We start from the raw sequence: 21557 nt of genomic DNA, 5'->3' as shown, positions 1-21557 counted from the left end.
GTCAGCCGCTACCGTCGCGGACAGCGCATCGCAGGGTGGGGGCCGTCTGCTCGGTTCCGGCCGGTTCGCCCCGGCCGGATCCCGCACCGCGTCTCCGCCCGAGGCCGCTCGTGACCGGCACCGAAAGGCCGGAGGCGCGCGGCCCGATCGCGCTGTGTTCCCAAGGAAGCGCCACCGCCATGCACGCGTTCTCGCTCCTGGAGCCCCTATGTCACGAAGCCGCTGGACCGGCCTTCTGCTGCTCTCCCTGCTGTTGTCCGTGCTCGCCCCGCTGCCCGCCGCCGCCCAGCCCCGTACGGTGGCCGCGGCCGGCACCGGGGCGGAGACCGGAACCCGGGAGGGCGGCGCGAACCCGGCGTCGACGGTGCCCCTGCCGTCGCTGCACGCCACCACCACCCAGGTCGCCTCGGGGCTGCGGCGCCCCACCGCCCTGGCCGCCCCCGACGACGGCACCGGCCGTCTGTTCATCACCGAGAAACCGGGCACCGTCCGCGTCTACCACCCGGACACCGGTCTCGCCCGCACCCCGCTGATCGACATCACCTCCGCCATCGACGAGTCGGGCAACGAGCGCGGCCTGCTCGGCATCGCGCTGCCGCCCGACTTCGCCGACAGCCAGGACGTGTACCTGGCGTACACGGCACTGCCCGACGGCGCGGTCACCCTCGCCCGCTACCGGCTCGACGAGTCCCGGCTGGAGGTCCTGCTCTCGCAGGAGCACGCCGAGTACAACAACCACAACGGCGGCCAGCTCGCCTTCGGCCCCGACGGCCACCTGTACTGGAGCATCGGCGACGGCGGCGGCTCCGCCGACCCGCTGCGCGCCGGGCAGCGCCTGGACACCCTGCTGGGCAAGATCGTGCGCGTCGACGTCAGCCGCACCTGCGGCGCGCTCGCGTACTGCGTCCCCGCGGACAACCCCTTCGCCGGCACCCCCGGCGCGCGCCCGGAGATCTGGCTGTACGGGCTGCGCAACCCGTGGCGGTTCTCCTTCGACAGCGCCGACGGCTCGATGTGGATCGGCGACGTGGGACAGGGCCGCTGGGAGGAGATCGACCATCTCCCGCGCGGACGGGGCGGACTGAACCTCGGCTGGTCCTGCTACGAGGGCCTGGAGAAGTTCGAGGGCGGCCACTGCCCGCCCGGCGAGGAGTACACGAAGCCGGTCTTCACCTACTCGCCGTACACCGGCGGCTGCTCGGTGATCGGTGGCCACGTCTACCGGGGCCGCGCGTACGCGGACCTGGTCGGCGGCACGTACATCGCCACCGACTACTGCTCGTCCACGGTCTGGGCGCTGCGCCCCGACGGCAAGGGCGGCTACGAGCAGGCCGAGATCGGCGAGACGCCCACCCAGGTGACGTCGATCGGCACCACGGCCGAGGGTGAGTTCTACGTGGTGAACGACCTGCCGGGCGGGCTGCACCGGGTGTCGTTCGAGCGGGAGGAACCCACCTGCCGCGTCGACCGCACCGTGCGGTCCTGGGGCACCGGGACGACCGTCGACCTCACCGTCACCAACACCGGCACCACTCCGGTGAACGGCTGGACGCTGAAGTTCCCGCTGCCGCTCGGGCAGACCGTCGTCTCCGACTGGAACACGGACCTCACCCAGTTGAGCAACACGATCACGGCGGTCAACGCCTCGCACAACGGCACCATCGCGCCCGGCGCGAGCGTGACCCTCGGCTATCTCGCCCAGCACACCGGTGACGCCTCACCGCCGCCCCGGTTCACCCTGAACGGCGACGCCTGCGCCGTCGGCCGCTGAGCCCTGCCGGCCTCTCCCCCTCCCCCCGCACCGAAGCGGGAAGCAGGCAGCGCACCCGCGTCGTGGGAGCGCTCCCACGACGAGACGGGGGATGCGGGTGCCCCGCACGCGTACGTGCGGGGCACCCCGTCGGTCCGGGCCGCAGGGGTCAGTCACCCTCGCTCTCGAAGGCGCGCAGCAGATCCGCGGCGACGCTCACGGCGATGGTCGCCGGTTCCTTGCCGGTGATGTCGGCCAGTCCGATCGGGGTCTTGATCCGGTCGATGACGGCCTCGTCGTGGCCGCCCTCGGTGGACAGGAGCTTGCGGAACCGCGCCCACTTGGCCGACGACCCGATCAGCCCGATGCTGCCGAGGTGGGACGTCCGCAGAGCGGCGTCGCACAGGGCGGCGTCCTCGGCGTGGTCGTGGGTCATGATCAGGACGTGGGTGCCGGGCGGCAGCGTCGCCAGCACCTCCTCGGGCAGCAGCGGTGTGTGGTGGGTGTGCACCTGCGCCACCGCGTCCGCCAGCACGCCGAGGCGTTCCGGGGCGAGGAGTTCGGCGCGGGAGTCGATCAGGTGCAGGTCGAGGTCGTGACGGGCCAGGATGCGCGCCAGTTCCAGACCGACGTGACCGACGCCGAAGATCGCCACCGCCCGTACCACCGGCAGCGGTTCGAGCAGTACGGAGACCGTGCCGCCGCAGCACTGCACGCCGTGCTGGTTGGTCACCTTGTCGTTCAGGGCGAAGTCGATCAGTTCCGGCTCCGGCTTGGACGCGGCGATCATCTCGCGGGCCCGGTCGACGACGACGGCCTCGACGTTGCCGCCCCCGATCGAGCCCCACGTCTCGCTCCGCCCCACGACGAGCTTCGCGCCGGCGTCGCGCGGAGCGTGACCGCGCACGGTCGCGACGGTCACCAGCACGCCGGGCTCCCGGCGTGCCCGCAGCCGCGCGACCGCGCCGACCCAGGTCATGTCAGGCACCGCTCAGCGCCGTGGCGTCGGTGCGGGCCGCGCCGTCGAGCCGCACCCCGCTCACGTGGGCCCCGTCGACGCGTGCTCCGTCGACGTGCGCTCCGTCGGCCCGCGCCCCGTCGACGGTCCGGCCGCCGCCGGAGGCACCGCCCTGGCGGGCCGCCTCGATCGCCCAGTACACCGCCTCCGGCGTCGCGGGCGAGGCCAGCTCGACGCTGACTCCGCTCGGCCCGAACGCGGCGGCGGCCTGCCGCAGCGCCTCACGCACCGAGAACGCCAGCATCAGCGGAGGCTCGCCCACCGCCTTGGAGCCGTAGACCGCGCCCTCCTCGGTGGCGTTCTCCAGCAGCGTGACGTTGAACTCCTCGGGCATCTCCGAGAAGCTCGGCAGCTTGTACGTGCTCGCGGCCTGGGTCAGCAGCCGGCCCCGGTTCGGCCCGTCGCTGACGTCCCAGCGCAGGTCCTCCAGGGTCAGCCAGCCCGCGCCCTGCACGAAGCCGCCCTCGACCTGACCGATGTCGATCAACGGGGAGAGGCTGTCGCCGACGTCGTGCACGATGTCCACGCGCCGGATGCGGTAGGCGCCGGTGAAACCGTCGACCTCCACCTCGGTGGCGGCGGCGCCGTGGGCGAAGTACTTGAACGGCGAGCCGCGGAAGGTCTTCGCGTCCCAGTGCAGGCCCTCGGTGCGGTAGAAGCCGGCCGCCGACAGCTGGACCCGCTGGAAGTACGCGGTGCGCACCAGGTCGTCCCAGGCCAGCTCCCTGTCGCTGCCGAGGGCGCGCGCGACGCCCTCGACGATGCGCACGTCCGAGGGGTTCGCGCCGAGCTGGGTCGCGGCCACCTGGAGCAGCCGCTCGCGCAGCTGCTCGCAGGCGTTCTTGATCGCCCCGCCGTTCAGGTCGGCACCCGAACTGGCCGCGGTGGCCGAGGTGTTGGGCACCTTGTCGGTGCGCGTCGGGGCGAGGCGCACCTTGTGCAGCGGGATGCCCAGCGTGGTCGCGGCCACCTGCATCATCTTGGTGTGCAGGCCCTGGCCCATCTCGGTGCCGCCGTGGTTGATCAGGACGGAGCCGTCCTTGTAGATCAGCACCAGCGCGCCGCCCTGGTTGAAGGCGGTGAGGTTGAACGAGATGCCGAACTTGATGCCGGTGAGCGCGAGCGCCCGCTTGGTGTGCGGGTGCGCGGCGTTGAAGGCGGCGATCTCCCGCGTGCGGTCGGCGATGCGGGCGCCGTTTTTGACCTGCTGCCAGACCGTGGAGATCCGCTCGGCCTGGGTGACCGGCTGACCGTACGGCGTCGTCTGGCCCTGGCCCGGCCGGTAGAAGTTGCGCTCGCGCAGCTCCATCGGGTCCAGGCCCAGCTTCGGCGCGCAGCGGCCGAGGATGTCCTCGATCACCAGCATGCCCTGCGGTCCGCCGAAGCCGCGGAAGGCGGTGTTGGAGACCGTGTGGGTCTTGGCGATCCGGCCGGCGACGCGCGCGTTGGGGATCCAGTAGGTGTTGTCGATGTGGCACAGCGCGCGGGCCAGCACCGGCTCGGACAGGTCCAGGGACCAGCCGCCGTCCGCGACGAGGGTGGCGTCCAGGGCCTGGATACGGCCGTCCGCGTCGAAGCCGATCTTCCACCGGGCGTGGAAGCCGTGCCGCTTGCCGGACATGGTCAGGTCCTGGGTCCGGTTGAGCCGGAACCGGACCGGGCGGCCGGTCAGCTTGGCGCCGAGCGCGGCGACGGCCGCGAACCCGTGCGGCTGCATCTCCTTGCCGCCGAAGCCGCCGCCCATCCGCAGGCACTGCACGGTCACCTCGTGGGCGGGCACGCCGAGCACGTGGGAGACGATCTCCTGGGTCTCCGAGGGGTGCTGGGTGCTGCTCTGGATGAACACCTGCCCGTTCTCGTCGACCTGGGCGAGCGCGGCGTGCGTCTCCAGGTAGAAGTGCTCCTGGCCGGCGAACTGGAACTCGCCGGTGAACACGTGCGCGGACTCGGCGAAGCCGGCGTCGATGTCGCCGGTCTCCATCACGGGCCGGGCGCCGTGGTAGCTGTCCGCCGCCATCGCGTCCTGGAGCGTGACCAGGGAGGGCAGCTCCTCCAGCTCGACCTCGACGGCCGCCGCGCCGAGCCGGGCCGCCTCCAGGGTCTCGCCGAGCACCCAGGCGACGGCGTGGCCGTGGAACATGACCTCGTCGGGGAAGAGCGGCTCGTCGTGCTTCATGCCGGCGTCGTTGACGCCGGGCACGTCGGCGCCGGTCAGCACGCGCACCACACCGGGCACGGCCAGCGCGGGCTCGGTGCGCAGCGCGGTGATCCGGCCGTGGGCCTTCATGACCTGGACGGGGTAGGCGTGCAGGACGTCCTTGGTGCGGTACACCAGGTCGTCGGTGTAGAGCGCGGTCCCGGTGACGTGCAGGGTGGCGCTCTCGTGCGGCATCGCCACGCCGACGACGGGCTTCTCGGGCCGCTCGGACAGATGACTCATGACGACACCGCCTCGGTGGTTTGCGCGTACAGCTTCAGCAGGCTCTGGCCGAGCATCGCGGAGCGGTAGAGGGAGCTGGCGCGGTGGTCGTCCATCGGCGTGCCCTCTCCCCGGAGTACCCGGGCCGCGGCCTCGACAGTCTCCGGCGCCCACGGCCTGCCCTCCAGGGCCGCCTCGGTGGTGAGCGCGCGGATCGGGGTGGCGGCGACGCCGCCCAGGCCGATGCGTGCCGTGCGGACGATGCCGTCCTCGATGTCGAGCGCGAAGGCGACGGCCACGCTGGAGATGTCGTCGAAGCGCCGCTTGGCGATCTTGTGGAAGGCCGTGACCGGCGACAGCGGCAGCGGGACACGCACCGCGCGGATCAGCTCGCCGGGCCGGCGCACGCTCTGCCGGTAGCCGGTGAAGTACTCCGCGAGCGGGACCTCGCGCTCCCCGTCGGCGTCGGCGAGCAGCAGCGACGCCTCCAGCGCGAGCAGCACCGGCGGGCTGTCGCCGATGGGCGAGCCGGTGCCGAGGTTGCCGCCGAGGGTGGCGCTGTTGCGGATGAGCCGGGAGGCGAACTGCGGGAACAGCTCGGCCAGCAGCGGGACGGTGCCGTCGAGGCGGCGTTCGATCTCGGTGAGCGTCAGCGCCGCCCCGATGTCGATGTGGCCGTCCTCGACCCGCAGTTCGCGCAGTTCGGGCAGCCGGTCGACGGCGACCACGCAACCGGCGCGCCGGGCGCGGATGTTGACCTCGACGCCCCAGTCGGTGGATCCGGCGACGACCACCGCGTCGGGGCGATCGCGCAGCACGGCGAGTGTCTCGGCGAGGGTGTTCTTGCGGATGAACGCGCTGTCGTCGCGGACGTACTCGGTGGCGACCGGTGCGGGCGGGGACTGTTCGCGTCGGCGCGCCAGCGGGTCGTCATCGGCGGGTCGGCCGACGGCGAAGGCGGCGTCGCGGATCGGGCGGTAGCCGGTGCAGCGGCACAGGTTGCCGCTCAGCGCGTGCAGGTCGAAACCGTTGGGACCGTGCTCGGGGTCGGTGCTGTCGGCGGAGTCCGGGTGGTCGCAGCGGTCGGGCCGGTAGTACTCGGCGGCCATGCTGCAGACGAAGCCCGGCGTGCAGTAGCCGCACTGGGAGCCGCCGCGGACCGCCATCTCCTCCTGCACGGGGTGCAGGGCGGGCGGGGTGCCCGGTTCGCCGGCGGCGGCGAGACCCTCGGCGGTGACGATCTCCTGGCCGTCGAGTGCCGCGACGGGGACCAGGCAGGCGTTGACCGCCACCCAGTCGGTGGGCTTGTTCACTCCGGGGCGGGCCACGAGCACCGAACAGGCGCCGCACTCGCCCTCGGCGCAGCCCTCCTTGGTGCCCGTGAGGCCGCGTTCGCGCAGGAAGTCCAGCACTGTGGTGTGGGGCGCAGCCGGTGAGATCGGTGCTTGTGTCCCGTTGACCGTGATGCGTGCGCCTACCATGACAGGCCTTCGTTTCGGTGCGTGATGGGTCGATACATCATGTTCGCCAATTCCAGGCAGCTTTCTGTGTTCAGACGCGCCACGTCAGCGAAGCGGGCGCGGAAAGGGCACGCGACAGCTACGTGCCGGAAGAGGATGGCGTGAAAACCTGGAAGTGCCACGACGGGCACATCGGAGGACGGCGTGCTCAGCAGCCGTGCGCGATACGACCCGGAACCCAGACGGTGCACTGGGCGAGGCGACCGAGATCAGACGCGATGTACATGCGCGGGTCGCCTCCTTTCTTGTCACGGGTCGACTTCTTTCGCAACGTAGTGGGCGGGTCGCCGGAGGTCAAGGGGTGGAGCGCGGTCCTGCGGGCACGCGAAGGCGGCCGGTCCTCCGGGGGTGGAGGACCGGCCGCGTGCGGTGACCGGGTGGTCCGGCTGTGTGACGCCGGCGGGTCAGCGGGCGGGCGCCGCCTGCGCGGGGCCGGTCCCGGGGGGCTCGGGCGTCTCGGGGGTTTCGGGTGTCTCGGGTGTCCGCCAGCGGACGCGGGTGGCGCACAGGGACACGGCGAGGGCGGAGGCCGCGACGACGGCCATGCCCCACACCAGGCTGGTGGCGCCGGCCACGAAGCCGATCAGGGCCGGGCCCGCCAGCAGCCCGGTGGTGCCCGTCGCCGCGACGAGGGACAGGGCTTCCGGGCCCTGCGCGGCCGCGGCGACGTAGACGCAGGGGGTGACGGCGGCCACGCCGAGCCCCACGCAGGCGAAGCCGACGAGGGTGGGCAGGACGCCGCCGGTGAGGAGGGCGAGGGCCAGTCCGGTGCCCGCGAGGGCGCTGCCGTACCGGACGACGCGGGCGTCGCCCCAGCGGCTGCGCCAGCCGTCGGCGACGAGGCGGGCCACCACCATCATCACCGACACGACGGCGATGCCCATCGGGACGAGCTGCGGTGACGCGTGGACGACGTCCTCCATGTAGAGCGCCGACCAGTCGTTCATGGCGCCCTCGGTCACGGTGCCGAAGACCATGGCGAGACCCATCCACAGCGTCGCCCGCGACGGCAGGACCGGTCCGCGCCGGCGCTCCGTCTCCCGCTTCGGCGCCTCGTCGCCGCTCGCGGGGGCGCCGGTCGCGCGTTCGTCACTCGCGCGTTCGTCGGTCGCGGGTCCGTCGGTCGCGCGTTCGCCGGTCGCGGGTTCGTCGGTCAGCAGGCGTGGCCGGCTGTAACCGAGCAGCAGGGCCAGGACGGCGGTGGCGGCCAGGAAGTGCGCGGTCAGGGAAGTGGTGAAGAGGCTGGCGCCGGAGGCCAGGAGGGCGGCCGCGAGGGAGCCCGCGCTGAACGTCGCGTGCAGCTGGGCCATGGTGGTCCGCCCGTGCCGGACCTCCAGTGCGGAGCCTTGCGCGTTCATGGCCACGTTCAGGCCGCCGGCGGCCACTCCGTCGCAGCAGATGACCACCAGCGCGACCGGGTAGTTCGGGGCGAGGTACAGCGCGGGCAGCAGGACCGCGAGGCTCAGGGCGGAGACGAACGCCAGCCGGCGGGAGCCGAGCCGCCGCATGAGGGCGGAGACGAGCGGGAACGAGGCCGCGGCGCCCACTCCGCAGGCCATCAGCAGCAGCCCCAGCTCCTGCGCCGACAGGTCCAGCCGGCTGGTGAGGGCGGGGAGGCGGGACGTCCAGGTCGCGTACTGGAATCCGAGGAAGCAGAACAGGGCGGCGATCGCCAGCCGGGTGCGGTGGAAGTCGCTGCGGACGCGGAACACGAAATCTCAGCCTCTCCACGCCTCGGTGGTCGTCTGCTCCTGCTCAGGCGTGGACATACGGGTCCTCCGGGCTCGTGCGGTGCGGTGGTCGGGGGGCGGTGAGGATGCGGCGGCGGGTTGCGGCGAGCGCGGCCGGGTCGGCGACATCCGCCTGCCACGGACGGTGCAGGTGGTCGCCGTCGCGCCGGGGCACCAGGTGGACGTGCAGATGGAAGACGTCCTGCCAGCCCGCCGGCCGGTTGGCCTGGAAGAGCGTCAGGCCGTCCGGCCGCAGGGCGTCCCCGAGGAGGCGGGCCATGCGGTGGACCGTGCGCATCACGGCTGCCGCGTCGTCCTCGGAGACGGTCCAGAGGTCCGCCGCGTGGCGTCGGGGGATGACAAGGGTGTGGCCCTCCATGACGGCGGTGTTGTCGAGGAAGGCGACGGTCCGCTCGTCCTCGAAGAGGATCTCCGAGTGGAGCCGGCCCGCCACGATGTCGCAGAACACGCAGCCGGGCGCCGGGGAGGTGTCGGGCGGCATGTCACCCCGCGTCCTTGCCCGCGGCGGCGTCCAGCAGGTCCCGCCAGCGACGTACGGCGGCGGGGTCGACCGGGCTGTCCCAGCCCTGCTGGCGGACCGCCGTGCCCACGTGGAAGGCGTGCACGCCGCGGGCGCGCAGCAGCGGGACGTGCGTCGTCCGGAGGCCTCCGCCCGCCATGACGGCCATGGTGTAGCCGGGCTCGCCCCGGCGGCCGGCTTCCGCCAGCAGCGTGGGCAGTCCGGCCGTGACACCGGTGGCGCTCCCGGCGGACAGGACGGTGTCCAGTCCGGGCAGCCCGTCGATGGCACGGCGGACCGCCGTCCGGTCGGCCGCGTGGTCCAGCGCCCGGTGGAAGGTCCAGCGGCAGCCGGGGACCGCGTCGAGGACGGCGCGGACGGCGGTCAGGTCCGGGGCGCCGTCCGGGGTGAGGAAGCCCAGGACGAACTCCTCGGCGCCCGCGGCGCTCAGTTCCCGGGCGCGGGTGCGCAGGCCGTCGAGGTCGGCCGCCTGGAAGCCGCCCCTGTCGCGGAGCATGACGCGCACCGGAAGGGTGACCGCGGCCGCGGTGCGCTCGAACTGCGCCGCGGTGGGGGACATGCCGTCGGCTTCCATGTCGGTCGCCAGCTCCAGCCGGTCGGCGCCTCCCTCGGCCGCCGCGCGTGCCTCGTCGGCGGAGGTGACGACCACTTCGAGTATCGCCGCGCTCATGGCTCAGACCTCCGTCCGGGTCGCCGCGGCCACCGCCGGGGTCGGGGGTGGCCAGGTCATGCCGGTGAGGTCGGGGACGATCAGGTCGGCGTCGGCCAGCGCCGCAGCGGACTGGGTGGTGGTGAGGGCCACGCAGTCGGCGCCGGCGCGCTTGGCGGCGGCCACCCCGGCCGGGGCGTCCTCGAACACCACGACGGCGGCGGGGTCGACGCCCAGCGCGGCGCAGCAGGCGAGACAGCCCTCGGGGTCCGGTTTGCCGCGGGTGACGTCGTCGGAGGTGATCAGCGCGTCGAACAGGCCGAGGGCGCCGACGGCGCCGAGTTCGTGCCGGGCGTAGTCCCGGGTGCCGGAGGTGACCAGGCCGAGCGGTACCCCGGCGGCGCGCAGCCGTTCCAGCAGGTCCAGGGCACCGGGGACGGCCGCGACCGGGGGCATGTCCGGCAGGGCCGTGTAGCCGAGCGCCTCGGCGAAGAGGTCGTCGACGGTGTGCCCGGGGAACCGGTCGAGGTGGTCGAGCAGCGCCTCCCTGCCGGGCCGTCCCGCGAAGCCCTTGATGGTGGCATCGTCGTGGGGGACCCCGTGGTTGCGGAAGAGCCGGGACCAGGCTTCGTAGCTGCGGGGTTCGGTGTCGATGAGGGTGCCGTCGAGGTCGAACAGCGCGGCGGTGTACATGTCGTGTTCCTTCTCGGGGAGGGAGCCGGGGGCCGTGCTCAGCGCACCTGGGCGGAGAGGGCGGCCAGTGCGCGTGCCGTCGCGGACAGCGGGAACCGTGCCGCGTTGCGGAGGCCGGAGCGGCGCAGCTCGTCCAGTGCGGCCGGGTCGTCGCGGAGCCTGGTCAGTTCGGCCAGGGCGCGGCGCGGGTCGGCGAGGAGGTCGAGGGGCAGGGCGGAGTCACCGAGCGCGTCGCGCAGTCCGGGGACCGGCTGGTAGACGACCGGGAGGCCGCACGCCTGGGCTTCCACGGCGACCAGGCCGAACGCCTCCAGCTTCGCGGAGGGCACGACGAGCAGGTCGTGCGCGGCGAAGGCCGCCCACAGCTCCTCGCGGGCCAGCCAGCCGAGGTGGTGGACGCCCGAGAGGTCCTGTACGGCGGCGAGCCGGCGGAACTCGGCGACCGGCGCGGCCATGGACAGCCGCAGCCCCGGTGTGCCGTGGAGGGTGGCGGCCAGTTCGGCGGCGCCCTTCTCGGCGGTGAGGCGGCCGGCGTAGAGCACGCGCAGCTCGCCGCCGTCCCGCGGCCGGCGCGCGGGCGGGCGGGCCAGCAGGGTGTCGGGGACGCCCCAGGGGATGTGGACGATGCGGCCGGAGTCGACCGGGGTGAGGCGGCGCAGCCGGTCGGCCATCGCGGCGGTCGGCACGACGAGGGCGGTGGCGGCGGCGACCGCGTCGCGCAGCACCCGGGCCTGGGTGGGGTGCTCGGCGGCGAAGAGCAGGTCGGTGCCGTGCACCAGTCCGATGGCCGGCCGCCCCAGGTAGCCGCGCAGCAGTGCCGGGGTGGCGCCGAAGGCCAGGTGCTGGAGGTGCACGACGTCCGGCTCGTGGCCGGCGAAGCGGGTGGTGATCGCGACGGTCAGCCGGTCGACGTAGTCCCAGAAGCCGTCGCCGTCGAGCTGTTTGCCCGGCACGTCGAGCAGGGCGGGGAGGGCGGGGGCGCGGCCGGCCGGCGCGTCGGGCGCGGGGCCGTCGGGGGTGAGCATGAACGTGTCGGCGGTCAGCGGTCCGGACGGGTCGAGGTACAGGTCCTTGAGCAGTTCGACGCTGCCGCCCGGACTGCCCCACGGCAGGTCGAGGCCGGTCAGCACGCGCACCGCGCTCACCGCAGTTCCTCGTACAGCCGGGAGATGTCGATGCCGCTGGTGCGGGTGTACTTGCGGCCCAGGCTCTGGTAGCTGGACACCTCGCCCGCGGCGACCAGGAACACGATCTTGCCGAAGGGCATCAGCGGATAGACGCGCACGGGGCGGGCCACGCGTATCTCCAGGGTCCAGCGGATGGCGTGGCCGACGTGTCCCAGCGGGGCGGACACATGGACCCAGACGCCGAGCGCGCCGAGGCTGCGGTCGCCGTTGATCATCTGGGCGTAGCGCTCGGAGTGGGTGCGCTCGTGGGTGACGCCGAGGTAGAGCTGTCCGGGCCGCAGCACCATGCCCTCGGGCGGGATGACGTGCTCGGTGACGCGGGTCGCGGCGGCGGCGTCCAGTTCGTCGCCCTCGCAGACCCGGATGCGGTCGCCCAAACGCCAGTCGTAGGCGTTCGGCGAGATCCTTTCCGGGTCGAAGGGCTCGATCACGATGTCGCCCCGGGCGACGGCGGCGGCGATGGCCCGACGGGTGAGGATCATGTCGTCGGCACCGCCACATCCTTCCAGTAGCGGGACTCCTGGGGGCCCGCCGAGGCCTGGTACTTGCCCTGGTAGAGGTCGATCTCGCCGTGCGACTCGAAGAACATGATCTGGCCGATCTTCATGCCCGGGTACACCCGCAGGGGCCGGACCGGGGAGAGCATCAGCGTCCACTGTCCGTGGAAGCCGATGTCGCCGATGGGCGCGGTGATCTCCACGAAGAGTCCGAGGCGCCCCACGGAGGACCGCCCGAAGAGCAGCGGTACGTAGCGGTCGGAGCCGATCCGCTCGACGGTGTGCCCGAGGTAGAGCTGGTCGGGCCGCAGGACGTAACCCTCCTCGCCGATGGTGGTCTCGCGGGTCGGGTTGGGGCGGTAGGGGTCGATGACGTCGCCGGTGTACGTCAGCAGCCTGTCGCCCAGGCAGACGTTGTAGCTGTTGGGGTTCACCTGGGCGGCGTGGAACGGGGTGATGACGATGCGCCCGTCGTGCGCGGCCTCGGTGATCTCGGGACCGGTGAGGATCACGCGGCCCTCCCGGAGGTACCGGCGGCGGCCGCTCCCGCGAAGTCGAACTCCACCCGGTCCTCCACGCCGAGTTCCCGCAGCATGCGCAGGATGCCGGAGAAGTCGGTGACGAGCAGGTCCGCGTGGGGGCCGCCGCGGGAGTCCTCGACGATGTCACGGGCCTTGCGGACGCCGGCGAACTCCAGGACCTGCAGCCACCAGTCGAAGTCCTCGGCGCAGAACGCGGTGATGCCCGCGGGCAGGGACCGCACGAAGAAGTCCCGCTGGCGGCTGTCGAGATGCACGAAGACGTCCTTCATCACCTCGACCATGACGGGTCCGTGGGCCGACTCGTCGCGGGCGTGCAGCCGGGCGATGGTCGCGTGCATCGGCTGGACGGTGGTGTCGCGCGCCATGAGGTCGAGGAAGGCGTTGACGCTGACCTCGCCGACCGTGGTCCACAGCAGGTAGAGCAGGTCCGCTTCCCAGCGCTCGCCTGCCGCGTCCCGCGCCTCGTACAGCAGGCGGTTGGTCACCGGGTGGCCGCAGTCGGGTTCGGCGGTGATCCCTCTGGCCTCGCGGGTGCGCTGCATGCCCAGCATGTGCATGTACGTGTGCCACACCTCGTCGATGTGGGACTGCCGCACGATCTCCTTGACCTCGAAGCGGTCCACGCCGGGATAGACGGCGTGACCGAGCTTCTCGAAGGTCGGGTTGACGACGAACTCCTCGGCGGCCACGACCCGTTCGTTGTAGGCGATCCAGCCCAGGGTGTTCACCAGGCGCCGTTTGTCCTCGGGAGCGCCCTGGAAGTCCGGGTGCTCACCGAAGGGCATCAGGGCGAGCGGGTAGTCGAGCAGCGCGGGGTCGTATGCCTCGGCTCCGGTCACCTTGTCCATGTCGGTGCGGACGGTGGCGCGTCGGGGCCAGGCCGCGGCGAGCCGCCGCAGCGTACTGGGACCGACAGGGCCGGTCTCTTCCTCGATGGTTGCCAACTCTCGTTTCCTTCATGCTCGTTGACGTGTCACTCGGCCGCTCGGCCTCGGGCGGCCGCCGGGCCGGCCGGCACCCCGGCAGCGGTGTGCGGGGCTGCGGACGGCCCGGTGGCGGGGTGAGGCCGAGCGCTGACGCTGTTGTCCGTTCGGCTCCGGGCCGGTTCCGGCCCGGAGGAGTTCACGACGGTCCCGCGCGGCGCTGCGGCGGGACGGGAGACGCGGGTACGAGGTGGCCGGCCGAAGAGGACCGCGCTCGGGCTTTGGTCTGGACCAACATCAACGTAACAGTGTGATATCCAGCGCCACAAGGGCAGTTCACCGCGCGCGGGCGGTCCGGTCCGCCTCATCCGTCCGGCCGGGCCGGTCGACGGCGAACGCGCGGGACATGTAGACGGCGTCGCCGCCGTAGTCGCGCGGCAGCCTGACGTCCTCGTAGGGCCGGAAGCCGCGCGCGGCCCAGAACGCCGCCATGCCGGCGACGGCCACCAGCGAGATGCGGTCGTAGGCCGGGCGGGCCTGTGCGGTGAGCCGGTCCAGCAACCGGCCGCCCCACCCCCGGCCGCGCAGCTCGCGCGCCACGACGATGTCGTGCAGATGCAGGTTCCGGGTGCCGGACGGGGCGGAGGGGGCGGACGCGGCCCGTTCCCGCAGGGCCAGGTCGGGGTAGCGGAACATCGGATACGGCAGCGCGAGCACGTATCCGCCGATCCGGCCGCCGAGATCCAGGACGAAGCAGGTGGCGGGCGAGACGCGGCCTCTGGACTCCAGTGCCTCGCGTCCTTCGAGGAGCGTGCTGTCCGCGTACGCCTCCTGCTCCAGCGCGGCGATCCGCGGCCAGTCGCCCCGCGCGATGTGACGGATACGGGTGTCGCGGCCCACTCAGTCGTCCCCTCCCCCGGCCCCGCCCGTCCCGCCCGTCCCGCCGACGCAGGTGTACGGCAGCGGCCGGAAACCGTTGAAGCCCTGGGTCATGTAGCCGAGGGCGTAGGCCCCGCTGGAGAGGACCCAGACCGGGTCGCCGGACCGCGCCGCCTTCGGGACCCGCACGCGAGGGTGGTCGTGGCCGTAGGCGTCGTCGCTGTCGCAGGTGGGTCCGGCGATCACGGCGGGCACGTACGGCGCGCCGCCGGGGCCGTCCTCCGCGGGGTGCGTGGGCAGGACGAGCGGGTAGCGCACCTCGTCCATCTCGTACAGGCCGTTGAACTTGCCGCAGCTCAGGTACAGCCAGTAGGCGCGTTCGCCGTCCGGCTGCCGGCGGGAGGTCAGCCGGCTGACATGTGCCCTGATCGCGCCGTGGTCGGCGACCAGGTGCCGGCCGGGCTCCACGAGGAAGGACAGCGGGACCCGTGACAGCTCCCGCAACCGCTCCGTGCCCTCGCGGATGACCGCGAAGATCTTGTCCAGGGGCGGTTCCAGTCTGCTGCCCCGCCGGTCGGTGTAGCCCGACGCCGGCAGGCCGCCGCCGAGGTTGACGCGCGACGGCTCGATCCCCCGCGCCCGCAGCGCGCCGAGCGTGCCGGCCAGCGTGTCGAAGGCGCGTCGCCACGCCTCGGCGGTCATCTGCTGTGACCCGACGTGGACCGACAGTCCGTCCGGGGTCAGTCCGGCCGAGCGCGCCGCCTCCATCACGCGCGGGGCGTCGTCCGGTGAGCACCCGAACTTGCGGCTGAGGCCCCACAGGGCGCCGTAGCCGTCGGTGGCCAGCCGGCAGCACACCCGGGCTCCGGGCGCGTGCTCGGCCAGCGCCCTGACGTCCTCGACGCTGTCCGTGACGAAGTCGCGGATGCCGAGCCGGTGGGCCTGCGCGATCTGGGTGTCGGACTTGACGGTGTTGCCGTAGTGGACGCGGTCCGCGGGCACGCCGGTGCCCAGGGCCAGCGCGATCTCCCCCGGGCTCGCCGCGTCGAAGCCCGCTCCCCGCTGCGCGAGGCACGCGAGGACCTCCGCGACGGGGCAGGCCTTCAGTGCGAAGCGGACCTCGACGCCGGGCAGTTCCCGGGTCAGGGTGTCGTACTGGGCGGCGATACCGTCCAGGTCGAAGATCACTCGGTCGTCGGTGGCGTCCTGGAGCGCCTCGCGCAGACGGGGATTCATCCGCGTGTCCCCGGCACGTCGACGCCGCGGCTCGCCCGCACCAGCGTCTCCCAGCGCTCGGTCAGCAGCGCGAAGTCCGCGATGTCGCGCCGCGCCTCGCTCAGCAGGTCCCGGCGTCGCCGCGCGAGCAGGTCGGCGACGTGCGCGTACTTGCCGCCCAGCTTCCGGTAGGAGACGTCCAGGACGTCCAGGCGCGCCTCGTTGTCCGCGGTGTCGAGGTCCAGACTGCCGCGCAGCAGGCCGGCGACGACGTCGGGGCGAGGGGTGTGCCGGTCGTCGAGGAGGGCGTCACCGGCCGCCTTCATCGCGTCGTAGACGGGGTGGAGGTAGAGCATCGACAGCAGGAACTTGACGAACCGGGTCTGGTAGGCCAGGAATCCGGCGGGGGTGCGCCGCTCCCCGGTGTAGTAGTTCTCGATGGTGCGGTTGTGCAGCACCCCGGGCAGCCGGGCGTCGTGGACGAGGTGGATGAGGAAGTAGTCGCTGCCGATGGTGTCGGTCGCGGGAGACAGCGGTACGTGCTCGTAGACGCCTCGGTGGAAGGCGATGTTGCACATGTCCACGCGCATCGGGTCGACCAGGGTCAGCGTCGAGTGGTCCTCGGTGAAGGGGGTGGTGCCCGCACCCGTGAAGGACTGTGCGACCAGCTCCCGCTTCGCCTCCTCCGGCCAGTCCAGGGGCGCCCACAGGCCGACGACCTCCTGGTAGACGGCCTCGTCGAGGTCGCGGATCTCGCCGATGTCGACCGACAGTTCGCCGATGAAGGAGCTGCCCACCATGGACACCGGGCGGCCGGACAGGCTGGGATCGAGACGGGTCTGCGACACGCCCGCCGCCGCGTCGGCCGCGCGCTTGCCCAGCGAGGCCAGTTCATGGTCGACGGGGTAGACGGGACGGCCGTCGAGCAGCTGGTAGCGGCTGTCGGAGTCCCGGCGGTGCACCGACCGGCAGCCGAGCGCGGCGGCGAACAGGAAGGCCCGGTTGGTGCAGGCGCCGTAGGAGACGCCCTCGGGCAGCATGAGGTCGAGCAGCGGGCCGGCGTCCGGCACGCCGGCGGTGTCGATGATCCGGCGCAGGAGGTCCCGCTGCCGTGTCTCGTCGAGATGGTGTGCGGTCACCTGGGCCACACGGGGCAGGGACGCGAGGACGCGGGCGTGCTCGGCGAAGGTGTGCTCGTCGGAGGAGTCGAGGACGAGCAGGCGCACCGCGACACCGTGATGGCGAGCGGCGTGCGCCGCCTCTTCGGCGACCGCCGCCAGCGTCGTCGAGCAGGCCCGGTTGGTGGGCAGGGTCAGGCAGATCGTGTCCACAGGGGTTCTCCGGTTCACCGCGCGGCCGGGCGTGCGCTCCAGGTGTCGGCGCCGAGCAGTCGCCGGCCGAGGTCGTTCAGTTCCGCGGGGCCGTATCTCAGGGACTCGTGCAGGCGGGCGTCGCCGAGCAGGGTGCGGTTCCAGTCGGGTGTGCTGAGGGTGCGCCATGACGTCACGCGGGACCGCCGCAGCTCCTCGTGCTCCTCCAGGGCGGGCATCATCGACAGGTACTGGACGGCTCGGACACCGTTGTCGGAGGTGTTGGGTGCGACGCCGTGCGCCAGCAGCCCGTTGAAGATCAGCAGGTCGCCGGCCTTGAGTTCGGGTCGTACGACGGGGTACTCCGTCCGGTCCACGTCGGGCCTGATCGGGTCTCGGCCGGCGGGCTGCGCGGCCTGCCAGTCGTCGAAGCGCCGGAACAGCTCCGGGCAGCACTGGAAGCCGCCGAGTTCGGGCTGGGTGTCGTTGAGGGCGATGATGCCCTGCACCCGCTGGGGCAGCACGCTCAGCGTGGTGTCGATGTCCCAGTGCAGCTCGATGTCGAAGCCCTTGTCGGTGGGTTCGATCAGTGCGCGTGACCGGTTGCCGACGTTGGGCGGGTTGAGGTTGAGCCGGTCCAGGGTCACCCACAGTTCCTCGCAGTCCCACACGTCGACGAAGGCGTCGTACACCCGCTGGGTCTGCCGGCTGTCCCAGATGAGCTGGTGGTGGTAGGCCTCCAGGAAGCCGTAGACGTAGAGGTCGCGGTCGAGGTCGGAGCGGAACTCGCGCTCCTCGTACCAGGTTTCGGGGCGGTCGGGGTCGAGCCCGGAGAACTCCCAGGCGAACTCCAGCAGGCCCTTGGCCGCCCCGGGGGATATCGCCTCCCGCACCACGACGTACCCGTACGTCTGCCAGAAGCGGAAGTCCTCCTCGGACAGCACCCGCAGGGGCCGCGTCTTGCGGAGGTGCCGCAGCTGCGTCTGCGCCAGATAGGTCTCCGCGTCCGCGCTGAAGTACGGCCGGTCCGAGGCCGCCCGGTACAGGTGGGGGTGGGACGTCGTCGTGTGGGGGTGGGACGTCGTCATGCTGTCACTCCAGAGCTCAGTCGGATGTGGCATGGGAAGCGGGCGGTGGGATCGGTCGGCCACGCGGGGCTGCGTCGAAGCGCTCGGTCGGCGTGTCGCGTGTCGCGGGAAACCGGGCGAGGCCGCACACGACCGGTCAGGCGGCACCCGGCGGACCACCATCCGGCATCAGCGGCGGCACTGCCGCGGACGGCCTCGGGCGTTCCACGAGTCCGGGCACTCGGCGAGAGGAACCCTGACCGGCATTGGTCTATGCCAAAAAGATATTGGACTGCACCAGCGGGGAGCGTCAAGAGTATTCTGCAACGGCGTCCGAGCCCCGACTCGCCCTGCCCGCAGCCGTGTTGGGCCCACCGCGACAGCCGTCCGAGCTGCCATGACGCCGGCACGCCGAGCCGGCGAGAAGGAGAACCGTGCGACGATACGAGCTGGTCGGCAGGCGCGACATACGCCTGGTGCGCGACGCCCCGGTGCCGGTGCCGGGCCCCCTGGAGGTGCTGGTCCGGGTCCGCGCCTGCACCGTCTGCAATCGCAGCGATCTCGCCTACTACCACTACTACGGACTGCGCGAGCACTGTGCGCAGGGCTGCTTCGGTCACGAGATCGCCGGCGTGGTCGAGGCGGTGGGCGACGGTGTCACCCGCGTCGCGCCCGGCCGGCGCGTCTTCGTCCGTACGCCGTTGACCTCCGGGTACGCCGAGTACGCGCTGGCCCGTGAGGTGGCCGTGGGCAGGCTGCCGGACGACGTGCCCTTCGAGCAGGGCGCGATCCTGCAGCTCCTGCCGCTCGCCGTGCACGCCACCCGGGGTGTCCGGCTCGGCGACCGGGTCGTCGTCGTCGGCCAGGGCCCCGTCGGGCTGATGGCGCTGCGCATGGCGGCACTGCGCGGTGCCGCGCACCTGACCGCGGTCGACCTCGACGCGTGGCGGCTGGAGCGCTCCGCGCGGCTCGGCGCCGACACCACCCGGCGCGTCGACGGGACACCGGAGCAGTTGCTGGCCTTGGGCGCGGAGTTCGACGTGGCGGTGGACGCCGTGGGCACCCCCACCACGCTGAACGCCTGTGTGCGCCTCGTCCGGCAGAACGGTCTCGTCGTGATGCTCGGCACCCACCACGTCGACACCCATGTCACCGTCGACCTGGTGACCTGGGAGCGCAAGGGACTGCGGGTGCACAGCTCGGCCGAACCGCTCGACACGGCGCGGGCCGAAGCGCTCGCGGTGGCCGAACGGCTGGCGGCGGGGCGGGAGTTGTTCCTGCCCGATCTGCTCACTCACACGTACGCCCTCGACGAGCTGCCGAAGGCGATGGAACATCTGTCGGCGAGCCGCGTGCTGTACCCGGACGGGGAGCGGGCCCCGTACGACGGTCCGCCGCGCGAGACGCTCAAGGTCGCGATCATTCCGTGAGGTCCCGGTGATGAGGTGGGGCATCGCCGGCTACGGCGACGTCGTGGAGCGCCGCGTGCTGCCGGCGATGCGCCTGCTGGGTCATGTGCCCCTCTTCGTGTGCGGACGCGACGCCGGGCGCGCGCGGGCGTCCGCCACGCGGTGGGGAATCCCCGCGTCCGGCACCGACCCGCGCGACCTGCTCACCGGTGTCGACGCGGTGTACGTGGCCACTCCCGTCGTGGGCCATGTGCCGCTGGCCCGGCAGGTGCTGGAGGCGGGCCTGCCGGTACTGGTCGAGAAGCCGCTGGCCGGCTCGCTGCCCGTCGACTCCTCCCCCGTCACCGGTGCGGGATGTCGCGCGGGTGTCGCGTACTACCGCCGGCTCGCGCCCGTCGTCCGGCGGCTGCGCTCGGAGCTGACCGGGTGGACGCCCGAGCGGGTGGACGTGCGGTTCCGGTGCGCGTTCGCACCGGGTCCCGGGCATCCGATGCGGTGGCGCACCGACCCCGCGGTGTCCGGAGGGGGTGTGCTCGCCGACGCGGGCAGCCACCGGCTGGACCTGCTGCTGATGCTGTGGGGTCGTCCCGTACGGGTCAGGGCGCGTCTGGACCGCCGGTTCCCGGCGGGCGCCGAACGGCGGGCCGAGCTGGAGCTCGACTGGCCGGGAACGCGGGCGCACTGCCTGTTCGAGTGGGACGACGCGCCTCCCGCCGACCGCCTGGCGCTGTACGGCCCCGACCGCTGCCTCGTCCTGGACCCGCTGGACCGCGGTGAGCTGACCGTGACGGGGCCCGGCGGTGTGCGGCGCGAGACGCACCCGCCGCACGGCAACCCTCATGTGCCACTGCTCGCGGACTTCGCCGCCGCCGTGCGGGAGGGGCGTCCGCCGGTGTGCCCGGCGGCCGAGGGCGCGCTGGTCGACGATGTCATCAGGGCCGCGGAGCGGTCCGCGGCCCTGGGCGGCGCCCCGGTCAGGCCGGGCCAAGACTGAACTTGCGTGGGTCGCCGTAGGCGTGCGCCGCCGTCCGGACCATGGGCTGGAGGTGGGCGTTGAACGGTTGCCCGTCCTCGCGGGTCATCTCGGGGCGGGGATGGTTCAGGTGCAGCAGGTCGTCGTCGAAGCGCACCAGAGGCGCCGCGGCGGACAGCCTGGCCACCACGTCGTCGTCCTCGCCGCCCCATCCCTCGAAGCGCTCGTCGAACCCTCCCACCGTGTGGAACAGGCCGGTGCGCAGCCACACGCAGCCGCCGGGCGGTTCCCGCAGCAGCAGACCCCGCAGCACGGAGCCGGGCACCTCGGCCGCGCCCGCGCCGACGCGCAGGGCGAGGGCGCGCAGGGTGGAGGGCTCGTCGAGGGACAGCGACCAGCGGAACGGCAGGTGGCTGCCGTGGGCGCCGTCGCGCAGCCGCGCGGTATTGCGGGCGACGAAGTGCCGGTCCACGAGGATGTCGGCGTCCAGCACGCAGGTGTAGCGGGGGTCGCCCGGTGCCGACATCACGCCGACGTTGACCGCCCACGCCTTGTTGAACAGGCCGTCCTTATGGGCGAAGACGTAGTCGTCGACGAGTCCCGCCACCGCCTCGCGGGTGCGGGGCTCGACGTCGGTCTCCACCACGGTCACCCGGTGCGCGGGTCCGTCGGCCTGGTCGGCGAGGGCCCGCAGGCAGGCCAGCAGGTTGCGGGTCCGCAGCCCGCCCTCACGGTCGCGGAAGGGGATCACGATGTGCGCCGGCGCGCCGGCGGGATCGGGGGATGCAGGGGACTCGGCGGGCTTCGACGGCTCAGAGTGCTCGGGGAAGTCAGGGACCTGGGGGTTGTCCGACAGGTAGTCGGTGCCGAGGTGGTAGTCGATCCAGATCCGCTCGTCGGCGCCGGCCACGACGCGGGCCGAATCGGCTGCCTGGTCGGGGCGTTGACGGAGAAGGGTGGTCAGAAAGGCCCGCAGATCCCGCTGCGCGGGCACGTGCGTGGGGCTCCCGGTCACCGCGGCGTAGGCCGAGGCGGCGGGTGAACCGGTGACGAGCGCGGCGAGGGCGGCGTCGACCGCGCGGTAGTGGTCCTCGCTCTTCGCCCAGTAGTCGGCGGCGATCTGCGGGACGGCGGGGTCGTGGGCCAGCACGGCGTAGGCGGTCAGCCGTCCGGCCAGTTCGGCTGCGGCGTCGGCGGCGGCCGGTCCGTGGGTGGGTGTCATGGGGGGGGCTCCG

Annotated in this window: 19 protein-coding genes; 3 read left to right on the top strand and 16 right to left on the bottom strand. The window is 72.9% G+C overall.

Annotated elements, in window-relative coordinates:
- Window positions 1–208 precede the first annotated feature (208 nt).
- Window positions 209–1771 (top strand): PQQ-dependent sugar dehydrogenase, encoded by a 1563-nt coding sequence (locus G7Z13_RS31730; RefSeq protein ID WP_166004000.1) that lies wholly within the window; start codon window positions 209–211, stop codon window positions 1769–1771.
- A 148-nt stretch (window positions 1772–1919) separates the two neighbouring features.
- Here G7Z13_RS31730 and xdhC read toward each other — a convergent pair whose 3' ends face one another.
- From xdhC to G7Z13_RS31655, 15 genes are all read right to left on the bottom strand, one after another.
- Window positions 1920–2729, bottom strand: coding sequence for a xanthine dehydrogenase accessory protein XdhC (gene xdhC, locus G7Z13_RS31725; RefSeq protein ID WP_206313177.1), 810 nt, complete (start codon window positions 2727–2729; stop codon window positions 1920–1922).
- A 1-nt stretch (window position 2730) separates the two neighbouring features.
- Window positions 2731–5208, bottom strand: a complete 2478-nt coding sequence (xdhB, locus tag G7Z13_RS31720; protein WP_166003996.1) for a xanthine dehydrogenase molybdopterin binding subunit — start codon at window positions 5206–5208, stop codon at window positions 2731–2733.
- Entirely contained in the window at window positions 5205–6668 is a 1464-nt protein-coding gene (locus G7Z13_RS31715) for an FAD binding domain-containing protein (RefSeq protein ID WP_166003994.1), read from the bottom strand. The genes xdhB and G7Z13_RS31715 overlap by 4 nt, the downstream gene beginning before the upstream one ends.
- A 443-nt stretch (window positions 6669–7111) precedes the next feature.
- Window positions 7112–8419, bottom strand: a complete 1308-nt coding sequence (locus G7Z13_RS31710; protein WP_166003992.1) for an MFS transporter — start codon at window positions 8417–8419, stop codon at window positions 7112–7114.
- Window positions 8420–8462: 43 nt separating this feature from the next.
- Window positions 8463–8939, bottom strand: a complete 477-nt coding sequence (locus tag G7Z13_RS31705; RefSeq protein ID WP_166003990.1) for an HIT domain-containing protein — start codon at window positions 8937–8939, stop codon at window positions 8463–8465.
- Between the two features lies 1 nt (window position 8940).
- Window positions 8941–9648 carry a copper homeostasis protein CutC gene (locus G7Z13_RS31700; RefSeq protein WP_166003988.1) on the bottom strand — a complete coding sequence of 236 codons (708 nt, stop codon included), beginning with the start codon at window positions 9646–9648 and terminating at the stop codon, window positions 8941–8943.
- A 3-nt stretch (window positions 9649–9651) separates the two neighbouring features.
- Window positions 9652–10320: an HAD family phosphatase gene (locus G7Z13_RS31695; RefSeq protein WP_166003986.1), complete on the bottom strand. Its 669-nt coding sequence runs from the start codon at window positions 10318–10320 to the stop codon at window positions 9652–9654.
- Window positions 10321–10358: 38 nt separating this feature from the next.
- On the bottom strand, window positions 10359–11465 hold the full coding sequence (locus G7Z13_RS31690) for a glycosyltransferase family 4 protein (protein WP_166003984.1): 1107 nt from the start codon (window positions 11463–11465) through the stop codon (window positions 10359–10361).
- Complete coding sequence (locus tag G7Z13_RS31685) at window positions 11462–11989, bottom strand: deoxycytidine triphosphate deaminase (RefSeq protein ID WP_166003982.1); 528 nt, start codon at window positions 11987–11989, stop codon at window positions 11462–11464. The genes G7Z13_RS31690 and G7Z13_RS31685 overlap by 4 nt, the downstream gene beginning before the upstream one ends.
- Window positions 11986–12516 (bottom strand): dCTP deaminase, encoded by a 531-nt coding sequence (gene dcd / locus G7Z13_RS31680; protein ID WP_166003979.1) that lies wholly within the window; start codon window positions 12514–12516, stop codon window positions 11986–11988. Before dcd ends, G7Z13_RS31685 begins: the two co-directional genes overlap by 4 nt.
- Window positions 12513–13490, bottom strand: coding sequence for a diiron oxygenase (locus tag G7Z13_RS31675; RefSeq protein ID WP_166003977.1), 978 nt, complete (start codon window positions 13488–13490; stop codon window positions 12513–12515). The genes dcd and G7Z13_RS31675 overlap by 4 nt, the downstream gene beginning before the upstream one ends.
- Window positions 13491–13805: 315 nt before the next feature.
- On the bottom strand, window positions 13806–14369 hold the full coding sequence (locus G7Z13_RS31670; protein ID WP_166003975.1) for a GNAT family N-acetyltransferase: 564 nt from the start codon (window positions 14367–14369) through the stop codon (window positions 13806–13808).
- Window positions 14370–15584 (bottom strand): type III PLP-dependent enzyme, encoded by a 1215-nt coding sequence (locus G7Z13_RS31665; protein WP_166003973.1) that lies wholly within the window; start codon window positions 15582–15584, stop codon window positions 14370–14372.
- On the bottom strand, window positions 15581–16894 hold the full coding sequence (locus G7Z13_RS31660; RefSeq protein ID WP_166003971.1) for a DUF6271 family protein: 1314 nt from the start codon (window positions 16892–16894) through the stop codon (window positions 15581–15583). The genes G7Z13_RS31665 and G7Z13_RS31660 overlap by 4 nt, the downstream gene beginning before the upstream one ends.
- A 14-nt stretch (window positions 16895–16908) precedes the next feature.
- On the bottom strand, window positions 16909–17961 hold the full coding sequence (locus tag G7Z13_RS31655) for a phytanoyl-CoA dioxygenase family protein (protein WP_166003968.1): 1053 nt from the start codon (window positions 17959–17961) through the stop codon (window positions 16909–16911).
- A 413-nt stretch (window positions 17962–18374) separates the two neighbouring features.
- Here G7Z13_RS31655 and G7Z13_RS31650 point away from each other — a divergent pair, with 413 nt between their 5' ends.
- Both G7Z13_RS31650 and G7Z13_RS31645 read left to right on the top strand, forming a co-directional pair.
- Complete coding sequence (locus G7Z13_RS31650; RefSeq protein WP_166003966.1) at window positions 18375–19370, top strand: zinc-binding dehydrogenase; 996 nt, start codon at window positions 18375–18377, stop codon at window positions 19368–19370.
- Window positions 19371–19380: 10 nt separating this feature from the next.
- Entirely contained in the window at window positions 19381–20343 is a 963-nt protein-coding gene (locus G7Z13_RS31645; RefSeq protein ID WP_166003964.1) for a Gfo/Idh/MocA family oxidoreductase, read from the top strand.
- On the opposite strand, the gene G7Z13_RS31640 is transcribed toward G7Z13_RS31645, so the two are convergent.
- The gene (locus G7Z13_RS31640) at window positions 20324–21544 is read right to left on the bottom strand and encodes a galactosyltransferase-related protein (protein WP_166003962.1); all 1221 of its coding nucleotides are present in this window, start codon (window positions 21542–21544) and stop codon (window positions 20324–20326) included. The two genes, G7Z13_RS31645 and G7Z13_RS31640, sit on opposite strands and share 20 nt — an antisense overlap.
- Window positions 21545–21557: the final 13 nt, after the last annotated feature.

This window comes from Streptomyces sp. JB150, from assembly GCF_011193355.1.
Classification (GTDB): Bacteria; Actinomycetota; Actinomycetes; order Streptomycetales; family Streptomycetaceae; genus Streptomyces.
This window is presented reverse-complemented; position numbering and strand designations above follow the sequence as displayed.